Source organism: Allorhodopirellula heiligendammensis (assembly GCF_007860105.1).
In the GTDB taxonomy this organism is placed as follows: domain Bacteria; phylum Planctomycetota; class Planctomycetia; order Pirellulales; family Pirellulaceae; genus Rhodopirellula; species Rhodopirellula heiligendammensis.
On record NZ_SJPU01000001.1, the window covers coordinates 1347575 to 1369168 of the forward strand.

Consider the following 21594-nt stretch of genomic DNA (forward strand, 5'->3'; position numbering starts at 1 on the left):
AATCTAACGAAACTAACGTCGTCAGACGGTGGAAGCCACGTTTTGGTAAACGTAAATACGCGATTTATTAAAATTCCACCGTATCCATGACATTGTAGGTCGGGCCGCGTTTTTCGAGAAAACTGCCGATGACCTGCACGCAGTCGACGGTCATCTCGCCGAGAGGATCATCTTCGTGCAGGCTCCAACGATCGATCGCGGTCTGGGACAACCGCCGGCTGCCGCTGCGGGCTCGGCCGAGGGTCAAGTGGGGGACATAGTCGCGGGGCTCGCGTTTGAAACCAATGTCCGCGAACCGATCCTCCAATTCGCTCACGATTTTGGTGAGGGAGTCCGTCGGATCCTCGATTGTCACGCTGAGAATTCGGGCTCGATCCTTGTCGGGGAGGAAGCCCGCACCGACGAAATTCAACACGAACGGGTCCAATGGTTCACATACCGCCTCTACGATGTCACAAACCTGCGGCACTTCGACGTTATCCACCTCGCCCAAAAACTTGAGCGTCAGATGCAAATTGTCTTCGGGAACCCACTTAATACCCATCGCGGAAACGGGCGTTTCCGGCGACACTGGTGAGCGATTCACCGTCGGATTCTTTTCCGTTGGGCGACTCAGTTTTTCCGCCCCATCTTTCATTTCGTGGATCCACTTCGACGCGCAGCGAGCGAGTGGTGGGGGCAGCGGGATGGCGAGAAAGGTACGAATGGTTTTCATGATGGATAGTTGTACGACAAACGACGCGGTTGCCCAAGCGTCGCACCGAGCTGCAGAGGGATCTGCGGGACCGATTTTTCCGATCCGGGCCCCCCGGGTCAACGGTGGCTGGCTCGCCGACTTTCCGATTCCTGCCTTCAAGCAGCACCGGATACTGCGGGGTGGACATCTGCAGACGCTGATCGGGGCGCGGATGGGCCACGCCGATCAGCCTGGTGAGGCGACCCACCGCTGCCACCAGATCGCACTGGCCGATGGCGATGCTCTGGCTGTTCATGAGGACGAGCCCACTCGGTGGACACCCGCCCACGGATCGGTATTGCTCTTGCATGGCATCTGCGGCTGTCATGCGGCCGGATACATGGTTCGATTTCAGCGGCGACTCAACGAACAGGGAATTCGCACGTTTCGACTGGACATGCGTGGTTGTGGGGATTCAGCTTCCCTGTGCCGGTCGATCACGCACGCGGGCCGCAGCGAAGATGTGTTGGCGGCGATCGAATTTATCGCCGATCTGGTGGATGACGCTGCCAGCCCAATTGGAGCTCTCGGTGTCTCACTCGGAGCCAACCAACTTTTGCTCGCAGCGGGGCGGGTCGGTAGCGGTAACTGTGCCATGCCGGCGGCTTGGGATCGCGTCGGTCCGCTATTGGCGATCGCCCCGCCGATGGACCTGCAGCGATGCAGCGACGCGATGGAGTCGGCCAAACTGCGATTTTACAATTGGTACTTCATCAAGCACCTGCTTCGCCGAGCGTCACCGCAACTCCTCGCTCGACCCGATTATCAAGCGATGTTGCAGCTGGCTAAACCGAAAACACTGCGTCAATTTGACCGTCAATTCACCGCACCCTTGGCTGGTTTCGCAAACGAGCGAGACTATTATCGTGAATCCTCAGCGATCTCGGTCGCCGAGGACATCGGGGTGCCGACGTTGATTGTGACGTCAGCGGACGATCCGCTGGTCCCAGTAAAATCATTCATGGAGCTACAGGATCGGCTCGGCGCCAATGCGGAGGGATCCCATGCCGTGCGGGTCCATATCTCGCCCGCTGGCGGTCATCATGGGTTCATGCAGCGGGACCGCACAGGCTGGACCGACAATCTCGTGTGTGAGTTTTTTGGTGGTGCGTTTACCAGTCCGTCCCTCCACGAGTCTCGCCCTTCTGAGTAACTTGTGTATAACTGTCGGCCCCTGACAGTCACACAGCGACTGGCTCTGCCTGAGCGCTCGCGGCTCGGAGAGCCGAGCGACAACGCGCCGTGGTAGGCTAAAATCCCTCCCCCACCTCACGAGTTCATCCGTTTGACCGCGACAGCGCCCCCCCCACGACCTGCCGCGATGGTGTTCATTCTGTTAACGCTGTTGATCGACATTCTGGCGATTGGGATCATCATTCCGGTACTGCCCGAGCTCGTCAAATCGTTCGTGGGCGGCGATGAGTCCGCGGCGGGATGGTACGTCGGGATCATCGCGGCAACCTATTCTTTGATGCAGTTTTTCTGTGCTCCAGTATTGGGTGCGTTGTCGGATCGGTTCGGTCGTCGCCCGATCATTCTCGGGTCGCTGTTCGGTCTCGGCGTGGATTTCATCATCACGGGGTTAGCGGCCTCAGTTGGTTGGCTGTTCGTGGGCCGCTTCATTGCCGGCGTGATGGGCGCGAGCTTCTCGACGAGCAATGCGTACATCGCCGATATTTCTAACGATGAGAACCGAGCCCGCAATTTTGGCTTGGTCGGGATGATGTTTGGGCTGGGGTTCATCATCGGCCCAGCGTTGGGCGGTTTTTTGGGCGGCATTTCGCTGCGTCTACCGTTCTTCGTCGCTGCAGGGTTGTCGCTGGTCAATTGGCTCTATGGCTACTTCATTCTGCCGGAGTCCCTGCCTCCAGAAAAACGTAGCGAGACGATCACGTTTCGAAGCATGAACCCCTTCGGCACGATCACGCGGCTGCGGGCGTATCCAATGGTACTCGGATTGGCAGCGGCATTCGTGTTCAGTTCCCTTGCTCAACGAGGCCTGGAAAACGTGTGGGTGTTGTCGATGGGATTTCGGTTCGGTTGGGGTGAGGTCACCAATGGTTTGGCGCTGTCACTGGTCGGTATCATGGCCGTGATCGTGCAGGGCGGTCTGGTGCGCCCTGTCATCCGCCGGTTTGGTGAACGCCGCACGCTGATGATGGCGATCAGTGTTTCGAGCGTAGCATTCCTGTGTTACGGGTTGGCGACGGCGGGCTGGATGATTCCCTGCATCATCGTCTTCGGTTCGCTTAGCGGACTTTCGGGTCCGGCGATCCAAAGTCTCGTGACGAGTACGGTGGATCCGCGTGAACAGGGTCGCGTGCAGGGGGCACTGACGTCCTTGCTGAGTCTCACCAATATCCTGGCACCGTTGATTTTCACCGCCGGTCTGTTTCGGTATTTCACCCACGAAGATACCGCCATCCGCTACAACGGGGAGCCGTTTGCTGGAGCACCGTTCGTGTTCGGTTCATTTCTATTACTCGTTGCACTGGGGATTCTGTATCGAGTCTTCCAGAAATATCCGAGAGCAGTCGTTCCTGAATCGGTTTCAATCCCTGAACCGGTCGCCACGTCTTTAGCCGAGACGGCCGAATAGCGGCCTGGCATGATGCGAATTCTAGTAACCGGATGCAGTGGTTTTTTGGGCGGCGAGATTGTCCGTCAGTTGCTCGAGCGTGGTGACGACGTCGTCGGGCTGTCGCGGCGAGAGACACCCGAGCTCGTGCGGGCGGGAATGCAGCACCATCGTGGCGATTTAACCGATGCCGCTTACGTGCACCGCACGATCACGGAGGTCGATGCGGTGATCCATACTGCAGCGGTGGCCGGCGTCTGGGGCCCGTGGAAGTTCTTCTTCGAAAATAACGTGATTTCCACCCGGAACGTCCTCGCAGCCTGTCAGAACTCTGGGGTCACAAAATGTGTCTACACGAGCAGTCCCAGTGTGACGTTTGCTGGCGGTGATCAGAGTGGCATTGATGAATCGGCCAGCTATCCGAGTCGGTGGCTCTGTCACTACCCCCATACCAAAGCGATCGCCGAGCAGGAAGTGATTGCCGCAGATACCGCGGGCGGGTTGCGAACCCTGTCGCTGCGGCCGCACTTAATATGGGGGCAGGGCGATCCGCATCTTCTACCGCGACTGCTTGACCGCGCCCGCGCGGGAAAGCTGCGGATCATCGGCGATGGCCAGAACCGCATCGATACGGTCCACGTCCACAACGCTGCCTTGGCACATTTGTGTGCCGTTGAGGCTCTGGGCGCTGCACCGAAGTCGGCGGCCGGGCGTTCCTATTTCATCGCTCAGGACGAACCGGTGCCGTGTTGGCCGTGGATCGCCCGCCTGTGCGAGACCTGCGGTGCTCCTCCGCCGACGCGGCACATATCTTATCGGTCTGCCTATGCGATCGGAGCGGCCTGCGAAGCGGTTTACAAAACGCTGCGCCGAAAATCAGAACCACCGATGACCCGATTCGTTGCAGCGCAGCTCGCCAAAGATCATTACTTCGACATCACCGCGGCCAAGCAGCGACTCGGTTATGAGCCTCGCGTCAGTATGGATGAGGGGCTGGCGGAGTTGGCGAGGGATTGATACCAGTGATGGACGACATTCTCGCCGCACCCTGCCACTGGGCCTCACCGTTTCTTCCCTAGAAATCTCTCCGGGATAGACGACACGATTCCGCCCGCCGCGAAGCGGTTTTGAGACAATAGCCGGCTCATTATCCGGTGGTGGCGCTGCGCTTACCACCGGCTATTGTCTCGGAAATCTCTCCGGGATAGACGATACGAATTCGCCCACCGCGAAGCGGTTTTGAGACAATAGCCGGAGGTCGCCGCATCGCGGCGCACCTCCGGTAACCAGAATTGAATACAACAATGGACCCAGGATGGGGTCCAAGACCGGATTCTTCCTATCGCTGCGGTTTGCTCATTAGACGGAACCTCAACTTTGACGACGCGGCCTATCGCTCCGACTTACGGCGCTACCTCGACGAGCAATTTCCGTCGAGTTCTGCTTATGAATACGCATAGCTCACACTACTTATAAAAACCGCAAACCGCGGGTGCAGTCTGAATTGGACGTTGGCGGCGAATTCCCTAAACAGACAAGATTGTTGTCGCTATGTCTATTTGCTCGAGAACACCCTCTTGAGTTCATCGAGGCTGGTCAGACCACGGGCGACCGCCATCACGGCTTCGGATTGCATCCCGCGATGTCCCTCTGATTTCGCGATTGCGGCGAGTTGACCTGCATCATTGGTCTTCCCGAGCGCCTCACGCAACTGGGGGCCGGGACGAAGCATTTCGAACACACCGACGCGGCCGTAGTATGCTCGCCCGCCGCAGACGTGGCAGGGCGTGATCGGATCAGGACGCCCGTTCTCGTCGACCTGCTGTTCGATCGGTGGTGGTACAAAGGGTTGGTAGAGCACCGAAACGCGGCCGGCAGGGATCCCGAGTTGCGAGAGCAATTTCGGCGGCGGTTCGAAGGCGACTTTGCAATTATCACAAAGCCGCCGTACCAGACGCTGATGGAGCACGCAGCCGATCTTGTTAACGATCATGGATCGGCAGTCTGGATAGCGTCCGATGAACGTCAGCAGGGCTCCCATCGCGCTGTCGGCGGCGGCGCGGTAGATCAGCTGCCGATCTTCTTCTTGGACCTTCTCTAGCACGGTCTCGAGTGCATCGGGATCGGGTGGATTGGGAAACATCAGCACATCGGGCTCGCGCAACACCATCCTCTGGACGACTTCGAATTCGGTTTTGCCGGTGTCGCCGCCGAATAGGTTGGGCGTGACATTGATGATTTCAGGCTCCGGCGCATCGGCCGGTTCAAAAGATTGAAAGTCACGGATGAAGCGATCAGCGGAACTGATGGCAACGGACCACACCGTGCTGACGCCTTCGCCTTTCTTGGCGGTGACCAACACGATATTGCCATTTGAATTGAGCTGTTCTTTGAACTGCTCGATCATCGTATCACGCATGCCGAGATCAGCGAGTTTTTCGAAGGGCACTTTCTCGGCAGTGATGCGGCAGATCACCCGTTCGCCGGTCGGAACCCCTTGAGACTGGACGGTGAGGGCATACTTCTCTTTACCCACTTTCAGACCCACTTCGCCTTTCTGGGCCCCGCGTCGATCGGCGGGATTCATCAGGCAGAGTTGTTTGAGGGCGTACAGCATCGCGTCGCCGGTCTCTCGATCCAGCGGCGGCAATTGTTCCCAGGTCCCATCGACCTGGTACCGCATGGCACAGGCATTCTTTGAGAAATCCATGAGCACGTGGGTCGCTCGCGACGCGATGGCATGAGCCAGCTGCCCGCCGGCGACCATGTATCCAGCGCCCTGCCGGGTGGTGACCAGAAGTGCCTGGGCATCGTTTCGTGCCGCCAATTTGGGAACGAATTCCACCGGCGCAACGGTTTGCCACAATTGAAGTTCGTCGGGTTCTTGTGCCACTTAAATAATCCCTGGTGCTTTCACATCGATGCCCTTGAGTGACATCTTCAATGCGTCTTTGTTTGGAGCGACCGCGAACGCGGTAGGTCGATCGATGAGGTCATCATCGATCAACTGTTTCAAACTCATAGTAAAATCTTGCATGCCGTCTTCGGCACCGATGCGAATCGCATCGGGCAATTTGTTGTCATGCCCTTCGAGCACGAGTTTACGAATCATCGGTGTGAATGTCATTACCTCGCAGGTCGGCACCCGTGATACGCCTGGGCGAATGCTGCGGAGTAGTTTTTGGGCGACGATGCCCTTCATATTGAATGCAATCGCGCTGCGGATAGCGCGGTGCATGTCTTGCGGGAACAAATCGAGGATCCGGCCGATACACGTTGACGAACTGGCGGCGTGAATCGTTCCAAACACTAGGTGGCCGGTCTCGGCCGCGTGGATGGCGGTCATGAACGTCTCCTCATCGCGAAGCTCGCCGACGAGGATAATGTCGGGGTCTTCCCGCACGGCGTGCTTCATGCCGACGCTAAAGTCGACCACGTCTTGCCCGATCTCGCGTTGGTTGATCAGCGCTTTGTCTTCGGTGAAAATAAACTCGATTGGATCTTCGAGCGTCAGAATGTGTTTGCGGTAGATGCTGTTGATGTAGTTGAGCATCGAGCCGATCGTGGTACTTTTGCCCGACCCCGTCACCCCGGCGAGCAGCACCATGCCTTGTTCAAAGTGGCACAGGTTCTCGATCGAGTCGGGCAGGAACAAGCCGCGAAAATCGGGGATGAAATTGCTGATCCGCCGTGCCACTAAACCGATATTACCGAGTGACTTGAGCATATTGACGCGGAACCGCCAGCGGGTCCCATCGACTTCGCACTGATAAGAAAAGTCAGCCCCGCCCTCCTCTTCGAAGATGATCAGGTTGCGTTCGTCCATCATCGGCAATAGCAGCCGAACCATCTCCTCGGCTTCGATTGGACCGCGATTGAGCGGTTTGAGTTCGCCACCGACGCGTACCATCGGCGGCTGACCGACTTTCATGTGCAAGTCGGACCCTTCGAGTTTGACCAGGGCACGAAAAATCTTATCGACCTCGAGTTCTTTTTTCTCTTGGAGCAGGGAACTCTTTAGCCGCGAGGCGACTGCTTCGGCGGACATATTGCGACCCGCAGCAGGAGGCGCTTTGGCAGGTTTACCGTGTGACATGAGCGAATAGGATTCGAGGGGGGAGAAGAAAGGAGCTCAGGATATCTTACTTGCCATGACGATCAGACGATAGAAACCGAGCGAGAACCCCAGCAAGATGCCTGCGATGGCGAAATACGGCGTGGCGTTGCCCAACCAATGGTCGAGACCATAACCCGCGCCGCCGAGAACCAGCGAGTAGGTGGCCAGTTCGAAACCCGACGATGCCAGCCTCAGGAGGGTTTGTCGTTCTTGGGCAGACTGCGATGGCGTGGGTGAGTGGGCGGAGCGATTTGTCGGGTGACCGGCCAGCGGCGCCGCGTTAGGGGCGTCATCAGCGTCGTCACTAGGGGCGTCATCAGGGGCGGGAGGGGGAGTCGAGTCCATCATTCAGACCATTTTAGTGATGTGGCGAGACGGCAACGTAGTCAATGTTACCTCGACCTTGACGGAAACTCGGTTTCAGACGCTCTTCGTCCGCATCTTTTTTGACTGATTTGGACAATTTAACCAGCCAGCCCTAGAACCTTGGGTGGTCCCTTGCCATAATACTTGGGCAGCAAATTCCCCCGTTACGTTATGCTTCTGGGGGCGATCTTGGTGTTTGACCGAGTGCCCGATCCATGGGCTGCGCTGCACACCTTTTTTGCACGTCACCTGGGCTGCGTCCCAGGTTGCATTGACGAGGAATCCTCCATGATCACCAACGCCGACCTCAGTTCCCAGACCCGCCGTGAACTGGCCGAGATGGCCAAAAATTATGGTGTCGCGGGGTGGCACTCAATGCGGAAAGACGATTTGGTCAGCGAGATCAAGAAAGTGCAACGCCGTCTCCGCCGACAGGCTGCTGCTGAAAAACCAAGCGATTCGGCTGCGGCGACGACTCCGCGGCGGACGGGCAGTCAAGGGGCTGCGAAGCGAAAACCTGCCAACCGCTCGACGACGGTCAGTTCCAAGACAATTTCGGCCAAAAAATCCTCGGGGAGCAAGACAGCCTCGCTGACAGCGAGCAAGTCGTCACCGGCGGCGCGGAAATCGACGAGTTCGAAGTCATCCAGTGCGGCCTCCCGCAACAAGTCCCGTAAAACCACATCGCGAAACGACGCTCCTTTGCCGGAGTTGGATGAACCGAAAATCTCGGAGAAAACGCTGCGGATTCGCGCAGAAATGCGGCGCCGCCGCGAGCTGATGCAAAAACACAAGGATCTCTCGACGAACACTCTCGTCGGCGGATCGGCTGTCAGCGGCGGTTCCGAACGCCACCGCACCACCGCGCCGCACCGCGACCGCATCGCATTGCTCGTCCGCGATTCGTATTGGCTTCAAGCGAGTTGGGAAGTCACCCAAGCGAGTGTCCAGCGAGCCCAATCAGCGCTCGCCGAGCAATGGCATTCGGCGGTACCGACCCTGCGACTGTTGTCCGTGGGTGACGTTTCGAGCAATCGCGCCGAAACCGTCTCTCGCGATATTGCAGTCCATGGCGGAGTGAGTACGTGGTACATCGACGTCCAAGACCCGCCATCGCGTTATCGAGTTGCACTTGGGTACCTCGCCGGAAATGGATCGTTTCACTGCCTCTGCCGAAGTAACATTGTGGAAACGCCGGTGCCTGGTGATTGCGAGCGATTGGACGAGCATTGGCAGGATATTGCCGAAGACTACGAGCGGATCTACGCCCTCAGTGGAGGTCTCGAAACTGGCAGCGGTGAGTTGCGGGAAGCCTTCGAAGATCGTTTGCAGCGGCGAATGCCGCATGCGGTCGAGTCGGGTAGCATGACCGGTGACCCCTCGCTCCTGCGTCAATCGAAATTGCGATTGGATGTACAGGCTGAACTGATCGTGTTCGGCAAGACCGATCCCACCGCTTCGGTGAGCGTTTCTGGTCATCCCGTGAAATTACAGAAAGACGGTGCCTTTACCGTGCGGTTGGATTTCCCTGACAAGCGGCAAGTGCTGCCCATCACCGCTGAGACGCGTGACGGGATGCGGCAGCGCACCACGGTGTTCGCCGTCGAACGCAATACGAAGGTGATGGATACCGTCGAACTCGCAGAAAACAATTAGCCCCCGCCCGAACTTGGAACGGTCCGTTCCGACTCCTTTGACCCGCTGCGATGCGCAACATGATGTTCTCTTCCAAATTGTTTACCGGGTGGGTGCTGGCAAGCGTGCTCGCCGTGCCACTGTTTTCCGCTAATTTGCCGGCCGCTGAGTCGTCAAAGCACAAACCGTTAAACGTGCTCTTGATCACCAGCGGTTGCTGCCACGATTACGACTTTCAGGGCAAAGCATTGCAGTTGGCTGCTGAAAAGGCTGGCGTGAAAGTGGCGTGGACGGTGGTTTCCAAGGGTGGTACGGGAACTCAGGCTAAGATCGATCTGTACGAGTCCCCCGACTGGGCCGACGGATTTGACCTCGTTGTCCACAATGAGTGCTTCGCCGGTACGAAAGACCCCGAGTACATCCGTAGGATCACAGCGGCGCACCACGCCGGTGTTCCCGCAGTTGTCATTCACTGCGCCATGCACACCTACCGCGATACGAAAATTGACGATTGGCGGGAATTCCTCGGTGTGACCAGTCGCCGACATGAACATCAGGCTCGCTATGGGGTCGAAGTCCAAACGGCCGATCATCCAATTATGCGAGAGTTTCCTGAGCCCTACACCATGCCCATGGATGAACTGTACGTCATTGAGAAGGTGTGGCCAAATACGACGGTACTGGCGACGTCGAAGAGCCAAGTCGACGGCAAATCGTATCCGGTGATTTGGACGAACCAATACGGTAAAGCCCGGGTCTTTGGAACCACGTACGGTCATTCCAAAGACACCTTTCAGGATGATGAATATCTCGCGCTGCTCGTCCGCGGCATGCAGTGGGCCGTCAGTCAGTAGCGATCGTTCTAGGCGGGAGGTCGACATTCACCGCTGGCGGTGGCGTACGCCGCCGCAATTGGCTGGCCTAACGGGCTGTTGTTTCATGGGCCCGATTGGTTCACGAGGCCGATTTGGTTCACAGGCCTGATTGATTTCGTAATCCAACGAGTCCTAATCCAACGAGTCGGACTACGGATCAGGAGTTTCAAAGAGCTCCTACCGCTCAGCAGGTTGAGCCTATTGTTTCATTTGCCGATCGTCGGGAGTGCGGCCGAGAACGATATCGAAGTTCGCGCTCCACTCGCCAATTTTTGAATCCGGCACAGGCTTGAAATCGGCCATCACCAGTTCTTGACGTGCTTTGTCGCCGGCAGCACGGAAGACGCCGTCACGTGAGTTTTTCTCGTAGCCACGCATCATGCACTGGGTCGTCAGCAGTTCATGACCGTTCTGCGAGACCTTGATGTGAATGTGGGGAGCGGGCCGGCCGGGGTAGGGGACGGGCTTGATGGTGCGAAAGCGGTAGCCGCCGTCGGCAGCCGTCTCAAACTTTCCGTAGCCTTGAAAGTTGGGATCCTGCTGCTGTTTCTTGCCGTTGCTGTCGCGTGAGTGAAGATACACTGCGTTAGCGTCACACTGCCAGATTTCAATTGATGCGTTCCGCACCGGCGATCCCGCTTTCGTCAAAATCCGACCCGTCAGATGAGTGATTTCGCCCACCGCAGGCGTGGTGCTGTCACCGATCACGATCAAATCGTTGTCACGATCGAGCGGAAGGTGATCGGGATAGAACGGCCCTTCGGTCAGGCGGGGTGTCGCCATCAATTCTTCGGCGAAGAGGCCGCGAGTGGTGAATAGTGCAGTTCCGCCGGCCAACAGCATGGACCGCCGCGAATAGGGAGGAGAGGGTATCGAGCGAGACATGTGCTGGGGATTCCATGTGGGAGGATGGGTTTGGCAGGATCCGTAACGGAACGAGCGACAAATCTCATGATAGGCATTTGCGATGCGTCGGGCGACAGTGAAAATTGCCGGGTTGGCGTGCTGGTCAGCACGGGGCCTGCCGACAGGGAGTAGCCGCAGTCGTCGGAACGTGGATGCACGCTCAGGCGAGCATCGCGACGGATCCCGCCTGACAGATGCTGGTGGTCCTTTCGCCAGCCCTGGCGGATTTTCCAGCGATTGGTTTGAGTTAGAATGCCCATGTGAAAAATCATTCGACGTTTCGTTCGCTCCGATTTCGCTTGCTCGCACCGATGGTGGCTGCGGCACTGCTGGCGGCCGCGATCGTAGCGGTTGCGTCGTACGGGTTGGGCGCACGGTGGGCCACCGAGGAATTGCAATCTCGCTTCGAAGCGATTGAACAGTCGCTCTCCGGCTCCAGTTTTCCACTCCATGAACGCGTGCTCGATTCATTGGCGGAATTGACTCAAACCGAACTTGTCAGCGTGAATGCAGCGGGCGCGGTCATCCATAGCACCATCGACCTGGATGACGGTGCCCAGGGACGGTTTGAATCGAGCGAGGACGGTCGAACATTCCATACCCTCTCGTTCCCTGTTCGGAACGAGGTAACCCGCCAGGATCGCGTAGCCGGCATCAGCGTGCTGTTTGATAAAAGCCAGATCGAGGCGAGTCGCCGGCGGGCAGCGATTCTACCGCTCGCTACCGGTCTGTCGACCATTCTGGCTTTGACGACCATCATGCTGCTGTTATCGTCACGCTTGATCAACCGTGTGGGCAAACTGCAGCAAAGAGTGGAGTTGGTCGCCGGCGGTGATTTTCAATCCACCGTCTCCGATGACATCGATGATGAGATCGGTAGGTTGGGCGGCGCCGTGGATTCGATGGCCTCTCAGCTGAGCCGACTATGGAGTCAGATTAATCGCCAACAGAGTGAGAAGTTGTTGCATCAAATTGCGGGCGGGATGGCCCATCAGCTTCGCAACAGTCTGACCGGTGCCCGCATGGCGGTGGAAATGCATGCTCAACAGTGTCCGGCTGCCGAGGACGAGGGTATCGCGGTGGCAATTGCGCAGATGGAGGTGGCTGAGGATTACGTTCGTCGACTGCTATTGGTTGCCTCGGGACGGCAGGATGAGGATCGCCCGGCCGAGGTGCAGTCCTGTTTTGAGGATGTCCGCAGTAGCGTGTCGCCGATTGCGAGACACTTGCATGTGAGTATGCGGTGGATGGTGAACGGCTTGCCCGCGGTCGATGTCTCTCATTCCCAAGGAGGCGTGGGTGGTGAGATTCTGGACGGCCCCACCTGGATCGCGGCCGCCAGCAATCTCATTCACAACGCGATCCAGGCTGGCAATGACGTCCATGTTGAACTGAGAGCGATCCGAAATGATTGTGTCCGCTTGAGTGTTTCCGACGATGGGCCCGGTGTGCCGGAGTCGATCGCCGCGGATGTGTTCGAGCCGTTCGTGACATCCAAGCCTGAAGGCATGGGACTGGGGTTGTCAGTGGTTCGGCGTGCTGCCGAGCGGCTCGGTGGTGACGTGCGCTGGCGACGTGAAATTGATCGAACCTGCTTTGAACTGGATGCCCAACTTCGATGACAAGTCAACAAACGGTGCTCGTGGTCGATGATGAACCGACGATCTGCTGGGCACTGGAGAAAATGCTCGTGGGGGAAGGCCACCGCGTGGTCACGGCGTCGAGCGCTGAAGAGGGGTTGCGGCTGGCGAGAGAACATTCCATCGCCATGGTCATCTTGGATGTTCGTTTGCCTCATATGGACGGCATCACGGCGCTTCCTAAGTTTCTTGACGCCACCGACAATGCGTCCGTGGTCATCATCACTGCGTTTGGCGATTTGGAAACAGCCGTCGCGGCGGTCAAGAACGGAGCGAGCGACTATCTGACCAAACCATTCAAGTTGGAAGATGCGTTGCGAACGTGCCGAACGGCATTGCAAAAATCGGCGCAGCGTTCGGCTCCCACCGCCACCCAGCCGATGTTACTGGATCGAACCGTGTTGGTGGGCACCTCGCCTGCGATGCAGCAAGTGTTCCGGCAAATTGCCTTGGTCGCCGACAGTGACCTGTCCGTCTTGATTACCGGGGAGACTGGGACCGGCAAGGAACTTGTTGCCGCTGCGATTGCCCGGCACAGCAATCGAACCAATGCAGCCTACATTCCGATTGCCCCGGTAGCGCTCAATCCGGAGCTGATCGAAAGCGAGCTGTTTGGACATGTCAAAGGTGCGTTTACGGGAGCCAGTGAAGATCGGGCGGGGTTGTTTGAACGTGCCGAAGGCGGCACGGTGCTGTTGGACGAGATTGGCGATTTAGCACTGGGTACGCAGGCGAAATTGTTGCGGGTCTTAGAACAAGGTCAATACAGTCGCGTGGGCGATGTCAAACCGCGGACAGCAGATGTCCGCATTTTGGCGGCGACCAACAGTGATCTGCACGATGCAGTAGCGTCCGGCAGTTTTCGCGAGGACTTGTTTCATCGGCTGACAGGAGTCCAGATTCATCTGCCGCCACTGCGCGAACGCCTCGATGACATCGCGCCACTCTGTCATCATTTTCTCGCCGCCATGGAATATGCTGACACGGGCATCGACGAGGTTTTGTTAGCTGAATTACAACAGCGACCCTGGCACGGCAACGTTCGCGAACTGAAGAATGCGGTGAGTCATGCGGCGGTTGTGGCGCGCGGTCGCAGGCTCAATATCAGCGACTTCCCCGACCCCAAACCAGGTCGTGATACCGAACCCGTGTCGTCGGATCGTTCACTTGAGCGCGTCGTCGAAGCGTGGACGACCGCAACGCTCGCGGCTCACCCCGACACCGAAACTCTGCACGCTGATTTTTTGACCGCCAGCGAACCCGCGTTGCTGCGCGTGATGCTCCAGCACACCGGCGGTAACCGCGCCAAAGCTGCCGAGATGCTCGGTATCCACCGTGGGACCCTGCGAGATCGTTTGCGCGCCTATCGCATTGACTGAGGTGTGAGCTCAAGTGCCGTCAGGCATGGGAGAAAAGCTATTCAACTAGACTTCGATCAAAATTTCTTTCTACGGTCCAGCGACTACCTTTTCATTTCGGTATCGAACCCTATCTCGCGGTGTCGACGCCGAGACGTGTTTTAAGTTGCTCGAAGCGCTCACGCATTCGCTCACTGCTGCTGTGGACGTGTTCGGCTTCGGTGACGAAGCGAATTTTGTTGTCGGGGAAGACGTCTCCGGCGATCAATGTTTCTCGGAAGCCCGTTAGCGGAGAGCCGTATGCAATCAGTAGCTTGTGTTCGTCGAGTTGGATTTCCTGTTGCCGGCTGGGGCTGATGACGGCGATTCCTGTGCAACCGTCATCGGTTAGGACGTCTTCGAATTCCAACAGGATTGATTTCAGCACCGGCACGTCGATGTGATCACGGTAGAGATCCTCGTGATGTGAACGGCAGTGATGACTTGTTTCGAGCACCACGTCGACAACATTGTCGAGTTGATCGATCAAACTAAAGAAAGTATCCATCAAGATTGATTTGGTGACCGCAGCCATGATCACAGGCGTCGTTGCGCCGCTGGTCTCATCGACGTACTTGTCATACCGAAAGCCTTGGCGTGGCGGAATTCGTACGTCATACGAAGGTCGGATGGCGTCTGTCAATTCGAAGCTACCATAGGTTTTGATGCCCATGTGAACTTGCAGTTCTTCATCGCTAAGACGTTCGAAACTGCCTGGACCCGTCGACGTACTGGGATGTTCAGTCGTGGAAGGCCGGAGGATGCGTTTGAGGAAGCCCATCGTGTTGATTCATCGAGAAACGCGGTCATGCTGGATCAATTTCAATTGCCGTTCATACCGGCGGTTTGAAATGGTTCACCGATCAACCGGCGAACATCCAAAATTAGGTCATGCAGCGTTCGGGGCGTCGCGAAGCTGTACGAACTGCGTAAATCGAACGGAATGAGTGGAGTGATTCGCCTTATCGCCGTTACAATCGTTTTAATCGTCTGGGATGAGTTCGCGACGCCCGCTGCGCTGCGGTTGCCGATCGCACCGCTACGTTGGAAACTTGCAGGGCAGCCTGACTCGGAACGGAGAAAACCAGAGCAATGCAGGACGGTAACGCAAATGGATTGGAAAATGACACAACTCGCACTAACGTTTCAGAGGTGGCGATCGGCGCTGCGGCTGGGCGGCACAGTTCTGCTTGGACTATCGAGCGGCTGTGATCTACCGGACCGGCATGACATTGGAATGTTTCGCAAGCCAGCGGCCTGGGAGGTTACCGACGCTTCCGCTTCTGAACGAGATCGAATTGAGCCCTCGGGTTTGTCAAGAGGTTCAGATGCGGAGGCCGGGGCGGATGACACTTGGCAGTTCTGGTATCTACACCAAGTCGAATCGGGGGACATTGTCGGTGGCGTGGAGATGCAGTCGCAGCGGATTACCTCGGTCGGGACCGATGATCAAATTCAGGTCACATTGCACGAGCGGGTTCTCGTGGAGTCGGACGCCTCGGTCGCTTGGACTCCAACTCAGTTTCGGTATATGACGAGTAACGGGCAGACGTTTTGGTATGCGCTTGATGGGGGGTTGGTACGGTCGGACTCAAAATTTCGGATCGGGCCGGTGGAGCAGAGTCGGCTCGTTGAAGTCAGCGAAAAACAGATTCGCTTCACTGCCGATGGTTTCAGCAACACTCAGTCGAAGACCATTGCATTGCCTGGCATACTCGCCGGGCCGCTGGCCGTCTATCGTTCGCTTTTGGGACATCCGTTGGCACCGCACAAGCAGCGGAAAATGACCCTGCTGTTGCCTTTACAAGAGTCCACTGCCGATCTGCGCATCGAGGGCCAGCCACCGGCACTCGCTCGACGACTCACCGATCAGGGCGTCGTGATGGATTCACTTCGTGAAGCCATTGCAGTCGTGGCGATCGATGCGTCGCGCCAGCGGCAGCAATATTTTTGGTACGACGACCAGGGAGTTGTTCAAGCGACCAATGTGAGCGGTGACCCACGGTTCACCTATCGTTGCGAGGAGAATCAATACAACGAGCTGGCGAAGCCAGTATTGCAACAGCAATACCCTGTTGTTGTCGATGTGCCGGGGGAACAGATCGCGCCGGGCCAGCTCACATTGCTGGCATTGGACGTCGAGCAATCACCCAACTCATTGGCATCGACGACCTCGACATGGCCGGGCATCACGGCGGCGCCCCGTCAGTATGTTCAGGAGATTGACTCGTCGCACCAACGCGTGGTGATGGCGGGGCCCGCGGTTTCGCTGGCGAAGTTTGCTGGCCTCTCGCCGCGGTACGATTCGCCGGTTGAGTTGGCTGACTTGGCGGAAACACCCGTGTTGAACTACCGTTCGACCGGTGTCAAAAAGGTGTTGGGCGTGGCAGCGACGATGGCGGGCACGAGCAACGAGGAAAAGGCGGTGGAGCTGAACCGAACTGTTCACTCATTGCTTTCCTTTGTGCCGTTGTCGACCGGTGTCCGCTCGGCGAGCGATATCGCCCAAACCGGTCTCGCTGACAGTACCGAGCACGCCATCTTGTTGGCGGCCATGTTGAGGGCCAACTACATTCCCGCGAGGTTGGCGGTGGGTTTACGCTATCTCCCGGAAGCCGCTGACGAATCGGTGTCGCCGGATTCTCTCTCGTCGGCTGACCCGACGCCCACGTACCCGTTCGTGTACCACGCCTGGGTGACAGCCAAGGTGGAAGACGGATGGATTGCGTTGGATCCGACGACCGGGCAGCTGGTGGGGCCTGAGTGTCTAACACTCGACATCACCGATGCGTCGAACCTCAAAGCCGACGGGTTCGTCAACCGCTATTTGGCGATACTGCGTTCGCTACGACTGCGGGTTTCGGCTGCCGTTGTCGAGTCCTAGCATGCCACCACCTCAGGTGATTGCGGGGGCGCAAGCCGGGCTGCGAATGCGACTCACTCAACAGGCCGGTATCAACAAAAAAAAACGCCCCAGGAGAAGTTTCCTTCTTCTGGGGCGTTGTTGTGGTCACGTCTGTTTGACGCAGTGTTACTTTCGCTTTTTAGTGGACGAGTCCACTAGCGAGCGTAGCTGGCACTGGCCTGAATGACGCGACGATTACGGGAGATGCTGGCACTTGGGTCCACGATAGGAGCAGGTGGCATGGCATCGGATTGTTCAGCAGCAGGAGCTTGGACAGGTGCTGCGTAAGGGATCGCTACTGGAGCTCCGCAACCGCAATCGGTCGAGGTGTAGGCGTCACAGCCAGCGTCACAGCAGTTATCTTTCTTGCAGCTGAGTTTGCCGAACATTTTGCTCAGCAGGCCGCACTTCTTCTTGCTGCCGCAGCAGCTATCGCAAGCTGGGGCTTCGCAGACGGTTTCGCAACCGCAAGCAACTTCGCAAGGAGCGTCGCAGCAACCGCTTTTCTTCTTGTTGAACAGCTTGCTGAGCAATCCGCCGCAGCAATCTTTCTTGCTGCCGCAGCCTTGGCTGTCGCAGCAAGGATCGGCACAGACAGTTTCGCAACCGCAGCTGGTATCGACACAGGGAGTGGACTCACATCCACATGCTGGTTCGCAGCAGCCCGACTTGCCGTGGTCGAACAGACCCGTCAGGCAAGAACCGTGCTTCGACTCACAGCCACAGGCAGGTTCGCAAGGCGACTCACATGCGGATTCGCATCCACATTCGTTTTTGCCGTGGTCAAACAAGCCCGAAAGGCAGCATTCGCGTTTTGATTCACAGCCGCAGGCCGGTTCGCAGCTTGTCAATCCGCAGCCAGTGGATTCGCATCCACAGGCTGGTTCGCAACAGATATTATCGTCACATGGTGCTTCGCAACACGAGCTCGAGCTGCCAGAGCCTTTCATGCCCAGCATTCGGTCGAGTAGGTCGAAGCCATAACTTTGGCTACAAACTGAACTCGCCAAAACCATCGTCAATGTTAGGATTGTCCGCTTCATGGAGATCAATCTCCCTCTCTAGAAATTTGCGGGATTGGAAACGCAGTTCACCAAGTGAGTTTGCGAAACCGAGCGATCGAACGGTTGGGTGACCGGGGGACGCGGTCGTCGGACGAAGTCGCCGACGATCATTTCCCGAAGTCGTTTCGTGAACACCTACGAACCAGGTGCGGACACCCGGCCCGCTGACTTCGTTCAGTTCACTTTGACCTAACCGTTTCGAAGACAGATGTCTTCGAATGATTCTCTCAGCTGTCACTCATTTCATTTGTGTACTGTCTAGCGCCGACATCCGCTGTCAGCACATTTGGGTCTGTCCCGGGCGACTTACTAGCAGCTCGCAGGCTCGTTAGAGCTGAGTGAGCTGTGTTGCTTCCCTTGGACACAAGGAGATATCGGCGAGGCTTGGTTCTAAAAATAGGCGAAGGCCCGCTTTTTTCACGCTTGTTAAGTTTTTACGGCTGTATTGTTTCGACCTAAACTGCAGGTCAATTGCGTAGTAGCGGATAAGCTGTTTCCATAATCCGCACAACCGGTGTAGACTACCATTCCCGCCGTTTCACGACCTGTGAAACTCATATCGCCTGCCATTTCCCGATCGTTCGCTTTCCATGGCTCAGCCGCAAATTGTCGACTTGACCGAGATTCCTCCGGTTGCCTGCCCCTGTGGGTCGGCTCGTCGAGCCCTGAGCGATTTTGCCGAGTTCCCTGGAACGGTGCATTTGACAGACATCGTGGCCAGCGCCCATCGGCATCATCACGAGCATCACACCGAGATTTACGTCATCTTGCAGTGCGACGATGATGCGGCCATTGAGCTCGATGGGGTGCGGACACCGGTGTCCCCCTTGATGCTGGTCGCGATTCCCCCAGGGGTCGTTCACCGAGCGATTGGCGAGATGCGGGTGCTGATCATTTGTCATCCCGAGTTCGATCCCACCGACGAAGTTCTTGGTGAGGCGTAGCTCCGATGGGGATCCGACAAACTGTTTTGCCAAATCCGTACTCTGAGAGCAATCGGCACTTCCCGATCGATTTGCCTAGCCGTTAAAATGGGGAGTCAGCCCTGTTGTTGAAATCTCCCACCGCCGTTCCCCTCTCCCCGGTTTCATAGATGTCCCACCAGACCGTGACGATCACTCGCCCCGCAGGCCCTGATGGGGGTCGATTCTTGATACCTGTTTGTTTGAGTGCAGTATTGTTGTGCGTTTTCAGCGGCGTTGCCGTGGCTGATCCGAACGCGGATTGGACGTATTGGCGAGGGCCCAATTTTGATGGCACCGCCGAGGCGACAGGATTGGTCGACGACTGGGATGCCGATGGTGGCGATGGCAGCAATCTCTTGTGGAAGCGAGAGGACCTCGGTGGCCGCAGCACTCCCGTGGTCATGGACGGACGTCTCTACATGACCACGAGGTCGGATCGCGATACCGCTGACGAAGGACAGATGGTTGTTTGCCTGGACGCGGAGACCGGCGAAACATTGTGGGAGAACAAATTCAACGTGTGGATGTCGGATGTTCCTAACACGCGTGTGGGCTGGAGCAGTGTGGTGGCTGACCCGGAATCCGGGAATGTTTACGTGCTGGGCGTTTGCGACCTATTCCTATGCATCAACGGAAAGACTGGCGAAACGATCTGGAGCAAACCGCTGCATGAGCAGTTCGGCATGCTCAGCACCTATGGTGGGCGAACGAATTTCCCCGTCATTCACGAAGACTTAGTGATCATCAGTGGTGTCATCATCAACTGGGGCGAGGCGTCCAAGCCGAATCACCGGCTGATTGCGATGGATAAACTCACCGGCGAAGTCGTGTGGTTCTCAGGAACTCGCGATCTACCCGATGACACCACCTATTCCGCGCCGACGCTGGCGACGATAGACGGCCAGCGGCAACTGATTTTGGGTGTCGGGGATGGTGCCGTTTGGGGGTTCCAGCCGCGGACCGGGAAAGCTCTTTGGCACTACGACTTATCGCGCCGCGGACTGTTCGCGACGCCCCTGGTACACGGCAACCATGTCTACTGTAGCCATAGCGAAGAAAACGTAACCGGCCGTTCGATGGGAGCGATCGCGGCACTGGAGATTTCGGGAACCGGCGATGACACGACGGCGAAGGAACTCTGGAAACTGGAGGAGTTGGTCGTCGGCCGCAGTGCTCCAATTATTGTCGATGGTCGACTCTACGTCGTCGATGATCGCTGCAAATTATGGGTGATCGACGCCGCCAGCGGCGACATGATCGCCGAGCGGATCGCGATTGGGGACCGCAAACAGTGGCCCAGCCTGTTATATGCTGATGGAAAGATCTATGCCCTGACTGAAAACGGGCGTTGGGCGATTCTCGAAATCACAGACGATGGAGTTGAGTTTCTCAACAAGGGTCGACTGCGGGATGAAGCGTTCTACGGGTCGCCGATTCTCGCCGACGCGAAACTGTATTTTCAGGGTACATCGGCCCTGTACTGCGTGGGCAATGAAACCGCGACTCAAAAGCCTGTGAGTTTGGCCGCACAACTCGTCGGTGAAACTCCTACGGAGCAACATCCCGATCCCGCTGAGCTGCTTGTCGTGCCCGCGGAATTGTTGTTGCAGCCCGGCGAATCGGCTGAGATCTCGGTCCGTCTGTTCAATGCCTTGGGCCAGCCCCTGGCCACCCCAGAGGCCGGAGCAATCTCTTACGAGGTCAGTGGTCCGGGCAGTGTCGACGGTGCGACGTTCACCGCCAACAGCGATGCGGCCCATGAAGCCGCTACGATCACCGCCTCGGTCGGCGATGTCAGCGGTTCGACACGCGTGCGAATTGTACCGCCATTGCCATGGAAGTTCACCTTTGACGACCTTACCGACCCGCCCCTGTCGTGGGTCGGTGCTCGATATCGGCACCAGATCCGCACCGTCGATGGTTCTCAGGCCCTCGTCAAAGTCAGCACGATTCCCAAGGGGGCGCGCAGTCGCGCCTGGATGGGATCGAGCGAATTGAGCAACTACACGATCTCCGCTGATGTTCGCGCCGAACGCAATGGCGACCAGATGCCCGACATCGGCCTGACCGCTGGCGGTTACGCCCTGGACCTAATGGGCAACAGCCAGCAATTGCAGATCCGCTGCTGGGCGGCTGAATTGCGAATGGCGGAAACGATTGATTTCCCTTGGGAACCCAACCGTTGGTATCGCATGAAGTTACGAGCCCAGATCGAAGGCAGCGGCGAGAACGCCGTGGCAGTCCTGCAAGGCAAAGTCTGGGTTCGCGGCGAGGACGAGCCTGAGGAATGGACAATCACCGCTCAAGATGATTCTCCAGTTCTATCGGCCAGTCCTGGCTTGTATGGCAATGCCAAGGTCGCCGAATTTGCGATCGACAATCTCGAAGTCACCGAAAACTAGCGTCTCGT

General features: G+C 57.5%; 17 protein-coding genes. 10 read left to right on the forward strand and 7 right to left on the reverse strand.

All coding sequences use genetic code 11. The features are described 5' to 3' along the window. Nucleotides 1–67 precede the first annotated feature (67 nt). A complete protein-coding gene (thpR, locus tag Poly21_RS05170; protein WP_146405870.1) occupies nt 68–715 on the reverse strand; it encodes an RNA 2',3'-cyclic phosphodiesterase in 648 nt (215 codons plus the stop codon). On the opposite strand from thpR, the gene Poly21_RS05175 reads away from it, so the two are divergent. The 3 genes from Poly21_RS05175 (at nt 714) to Poly21_RS05185 (ending at nt 4331) form a co-directional block, all read left to right on the forward strand. Next, entirely contained in the window at nt 714–1889 is a 1176-nt protein-coding gene (locus Poly21_RS05175) for a YheT family hydrolase (RefSeq protein WP_302117629.1), read from the forward strand. The genes thpR and Poly21_RS05175 overlap by 2 nt on opposite strands. Before the next feature lie 168 nt (nt 1890–2057). Continuing rightward, entirely contained in the window at nt 2058–3335 is a 1278-nt protein-coding gene (locus tag Poly21_RS05180) for a TCR/Tet family MFS transporter (protein ID WP_146406876.1), read from the forward strand. A 12-nt stretch (nt 3336–3347) separates the two neighbouring features. Beyond that, the gene (locus Poly21_RS05185; RefSeq protein WP_146406877.1) at nt 3348–4331 is read left to right on the forward strand and encodes an NAD-dependent epimerase/dehydratase family protein; all 984 of its coding nucleotides are present in this window, start codon (nt 3348–3350) and stop codon (nt 4329–4331) included. A 538-nt stretch (nt 4332–4869) separates the two neighbouring features. Here the strand turns inward: Poly21_RS05185 and Poly21_RS05190 are convergent. The 3 genes from Poly21_RS05190 to Poly21_RS05200 are packed head-to-tail and all read right to left on the reverse strand — an operon-like array spanning nt 4870 to nt 7779. After that, nucleotides 4870–6207, reverse strand: a complete 1338-nt coding sequence (locus Poly21_RS05190) for an ATPase, T2SS/T4P/T4SS family (RefSeq protein WP_146405871.1) — start codon at nt 6205–6207, stop codon at nt 4870–4872. Beyond that, nucleotides 6208–7410 carry a type IV pilus twitching motility protein PilT gene (locus Poly21_RS05195; RefSeq protein WP_146405872.1) on the reverse strand — a complete coding sequence of 401 codons (1203 nt, stop codon included), beginning with the start codon at nt 7408–7410 and terminating at the stop codon, nt 6208–6210. Nucleotides 7411–7446: 36 nt separating this feature from the next. After that, nucleotides 7447–7779, reverse strand: coding sequence for an AtpZ/AtpI family protein (locus Poly21_RS05200; RefSeq protein ID WP_302117633.1), 333 nt, complete (start codon nt 7777–7779; stop codon nt 7447–7449). A 306-nt stretch (nt 7780–8085) separates the two neighbouring features. Between Poly21_RS05200 and Poly21_RS05205 the strand changes: the two genes are divergently transcribed. Beyond that, nucleotides 8086–9453, forward strand: a complete 1368-nt coding sequence (locus Poly21_RS05205; RefSeq protein WP_146405873.1) for a DUF4912 domain-containing protein — start codon at nt 8086–8088, stop codon at nt 9451–9453. Between the two features lie 59 nt (nt 9454–9512). Further along, a complete protein-coding gene (locus Poly21_RS05210; RefSeq protein ID WP_302117636.1) occupies nt 9513–10286 on the forward strand; it encodes a ThuA domain-containing protein in 774 nt (257 codons plus the stop codon). A 219-nt stretch (nt 10287–10505) separates the two neighbouring features. Here Poly21_RS05210 and Poly21_RS05215 read toward each other — a convergent pair whose 3' ends face one another. Next, entirely contained in the window at nt 10506–11192 is a 687-nt protein-coding gene (locus Poly21_RS05215) for a dioxygenase family protein (RefSeq protein WP_302117637.1), read from the reverse strand. Nucleotides 11193–11473: 281 nt separating this feature from the next. Here Poly21_RS05215 and Poly21_RS05220 point away from each other — a divergent pair, with 281 nt between their 5' ends. Then, entirely contained in the window at nt 11474–12835 is a 1362-nt protein-coding gene (locus Poly21_RS05220) for a sensor histidine kinase (protein ID WP_302117639.1), read from the forward strand. Continuing rightward, complete coding sequence (locus Poly21_RS05225) at nt 12832–14232, forward strand: sigma-54-dependent transcriptional regulator (RefSeq protein ID WP_146405875.1); 1401 nt, start codon at nt 12832–12834, stop codon at nt 14230–14232. The genes Poly21_RS05220 and Poly21_RS05225 overlap by 4 nt, the downstream gene beginning before the upstream one ends. 109 nt (nt 14233–14341) lie before the next feature. Here Poly21_RS05225 and Poly21_RS05230 read toward each other — a convergent pair whose 3' ends face one another. Next, the gene (locus tag Poly21_RS05230; protein ID WP_146405876.1) at nt 14342–15031 is read right to left on the reverse strand and encodes a hypothetical protein; all 690 of its coding nucleotides are present in this window, start codon (nt 15029–15031) and stop codon (nt 14342–14344) included. 171 nt (nt 15032–15202) lie between these two features. On the opposite strand from Poly21_RS05230, the gene Poly21_RS05235 reads away from it, so the two are divergent. Continuing rightward, on the forward strand, nt 15203–17134 hold the full coding sequence (locus Poly21_RS05235; RefSeq protein ID WP_302117641.1) for a transglutaminase-like domain-containing protein: 1932 nt from the start codon (nt 15203–15205) through the stop codon (nt 17132–17134). Between the two features lie 176 nt (nt 17135–17310). On the opposite strand, the gene Poly21_RS27075 is transcribed toward Poly21_RS05235, so the two are convergent. Next, entirely contained in the window at nt 17311–17688 is a 378-nt protein-coding gene (locus Poly21_RS27075; RefSeq protein ID WP_302117642.1) for a hypothetical protein, read from the reverse strand. Between the two features lie 1121 nt (nt 17689–18809). Here Poly21_RS27075 and Poly21_RS05245 point away from each other — a divergent pair. Then, nucleotides 18810–19163, forward strand: a complete 354-nt coding sequence (locus tag Poly21_RS05245; RefSeq protein ID WP_146405878.1) for a cupin domain-containing protein — start codon at nt 18810–18812, stop codon at nt 19161–19163. A 149-nt stretch (nt 19164–19312) separates the two neighbouring features. Next, nucleotides 19313–21586 (forward strand): PQQ-binding-like beta-propeller repeat protein, encoded by a 2274-nt coding sequence (locus Poly21_RS05250; protein ID WP_146405879.1) that lies wholly within the window; start codon nt 19313–19315, stop codon nt 21584–21586. The last annotated feature ends 8 nt before the right edge of the window (nt 21587–21594 follow it).

Excerpts from the sequence above, each read along its gene's own strand:
- Poly21_RS05205 (WP_146405873.1), top strand. The coding sequence starts at position 8,086 with ATGATCACCAACGCCGACCTCAGTTCCCAGACCCGCCGTGAACTGGCC.
- Poly21_RS05185 (WP_146406877.1), top strand. The coding sequence starts at position 3,348 with ATGCGAATTCTAGTAACCGGATGCAGTGGTTTTTTGGGCGGCGAGATT.
- Poly21_RS05175 (WP_302117629.1), top strand. The coding sequence starts at position 714 with ATGATGGATAGTTGTACGACAAACGACGCGGTTGCCCAAGCGTCGCAC.
- Poly21_RS05180 (WP_146406876.1), top strand. The coding sequence starts at position 2,058 with ATGGTGTTCATTCTGTTAACGCTGTTGATCGACATTCTGGCGATTGGG.
- Poly21_RS05225 (WP_146405875.1), top strand. The coding sequence starts at position 12,832 with ATGACAAGTCAACAAACGGTGCTCGTGGTCGATGATGAACCGACGATC.
- thpR (WP_146405870.1), bottom strand. The coding sequence starts at position 715 with ATGAAAACCATTCGTACCTTTCTCGCCATCCCGCTGCCCCCACCACTC.
- Poly21_RS05200 (WP_302117633.1), bottom strand. The coding sequence starts at position 7,779 with ATGATGGACTCGACTCCCCCTCCCGCCCCTGATGACGCCCCTAGTGAC.
- Poly21_RS05210 (WP_302117636.1), top strand. The coding sequence starts at position 9,513 with ATGATGTTCTCTTCCAAATTGTTTACCGGGTGGGTGCTGGCAAGCGTG.
- Poly21_RS05195 (WP_146405872.1), bottom strand. The coding sequence starts at position 7,410 with ATGTCACACGGTAAACCTGCCAAAGCGCCTCCTGCTGCGGGTCGCAAT.
- Poly21_RS05245 (WP_146405878.1), top strand. The coding sequence starts at position 18,810 with ATGGCTCAGCCGCAAATTGTCGACTTGACCGAGATTCCTCCGGTTGCC.
- Poly21_RS05250 (WP_146405879.1), top strand. The coding sequence starts at position 19,313 with ATGTCCCACCAGACCGTGACGATCACTCGCCCCGCAGGCCCTGATGGG.
- Poly21_RS05230 (WP_146405876.1), bottom strand. The coding sequence starts at position 15,031 with ATGGGCTTCCTCAAACGCATCCTCCGGCCTTCCACGACTGAACATCCC.
- Poly21_RS05215 (WP_302117637.1), bottom strand. The coding sequence starts at position 11,192 with ATGTCTCGCTCGATACCCTCTCCTCCCTATTCGCGGCGGTCCATGCTG.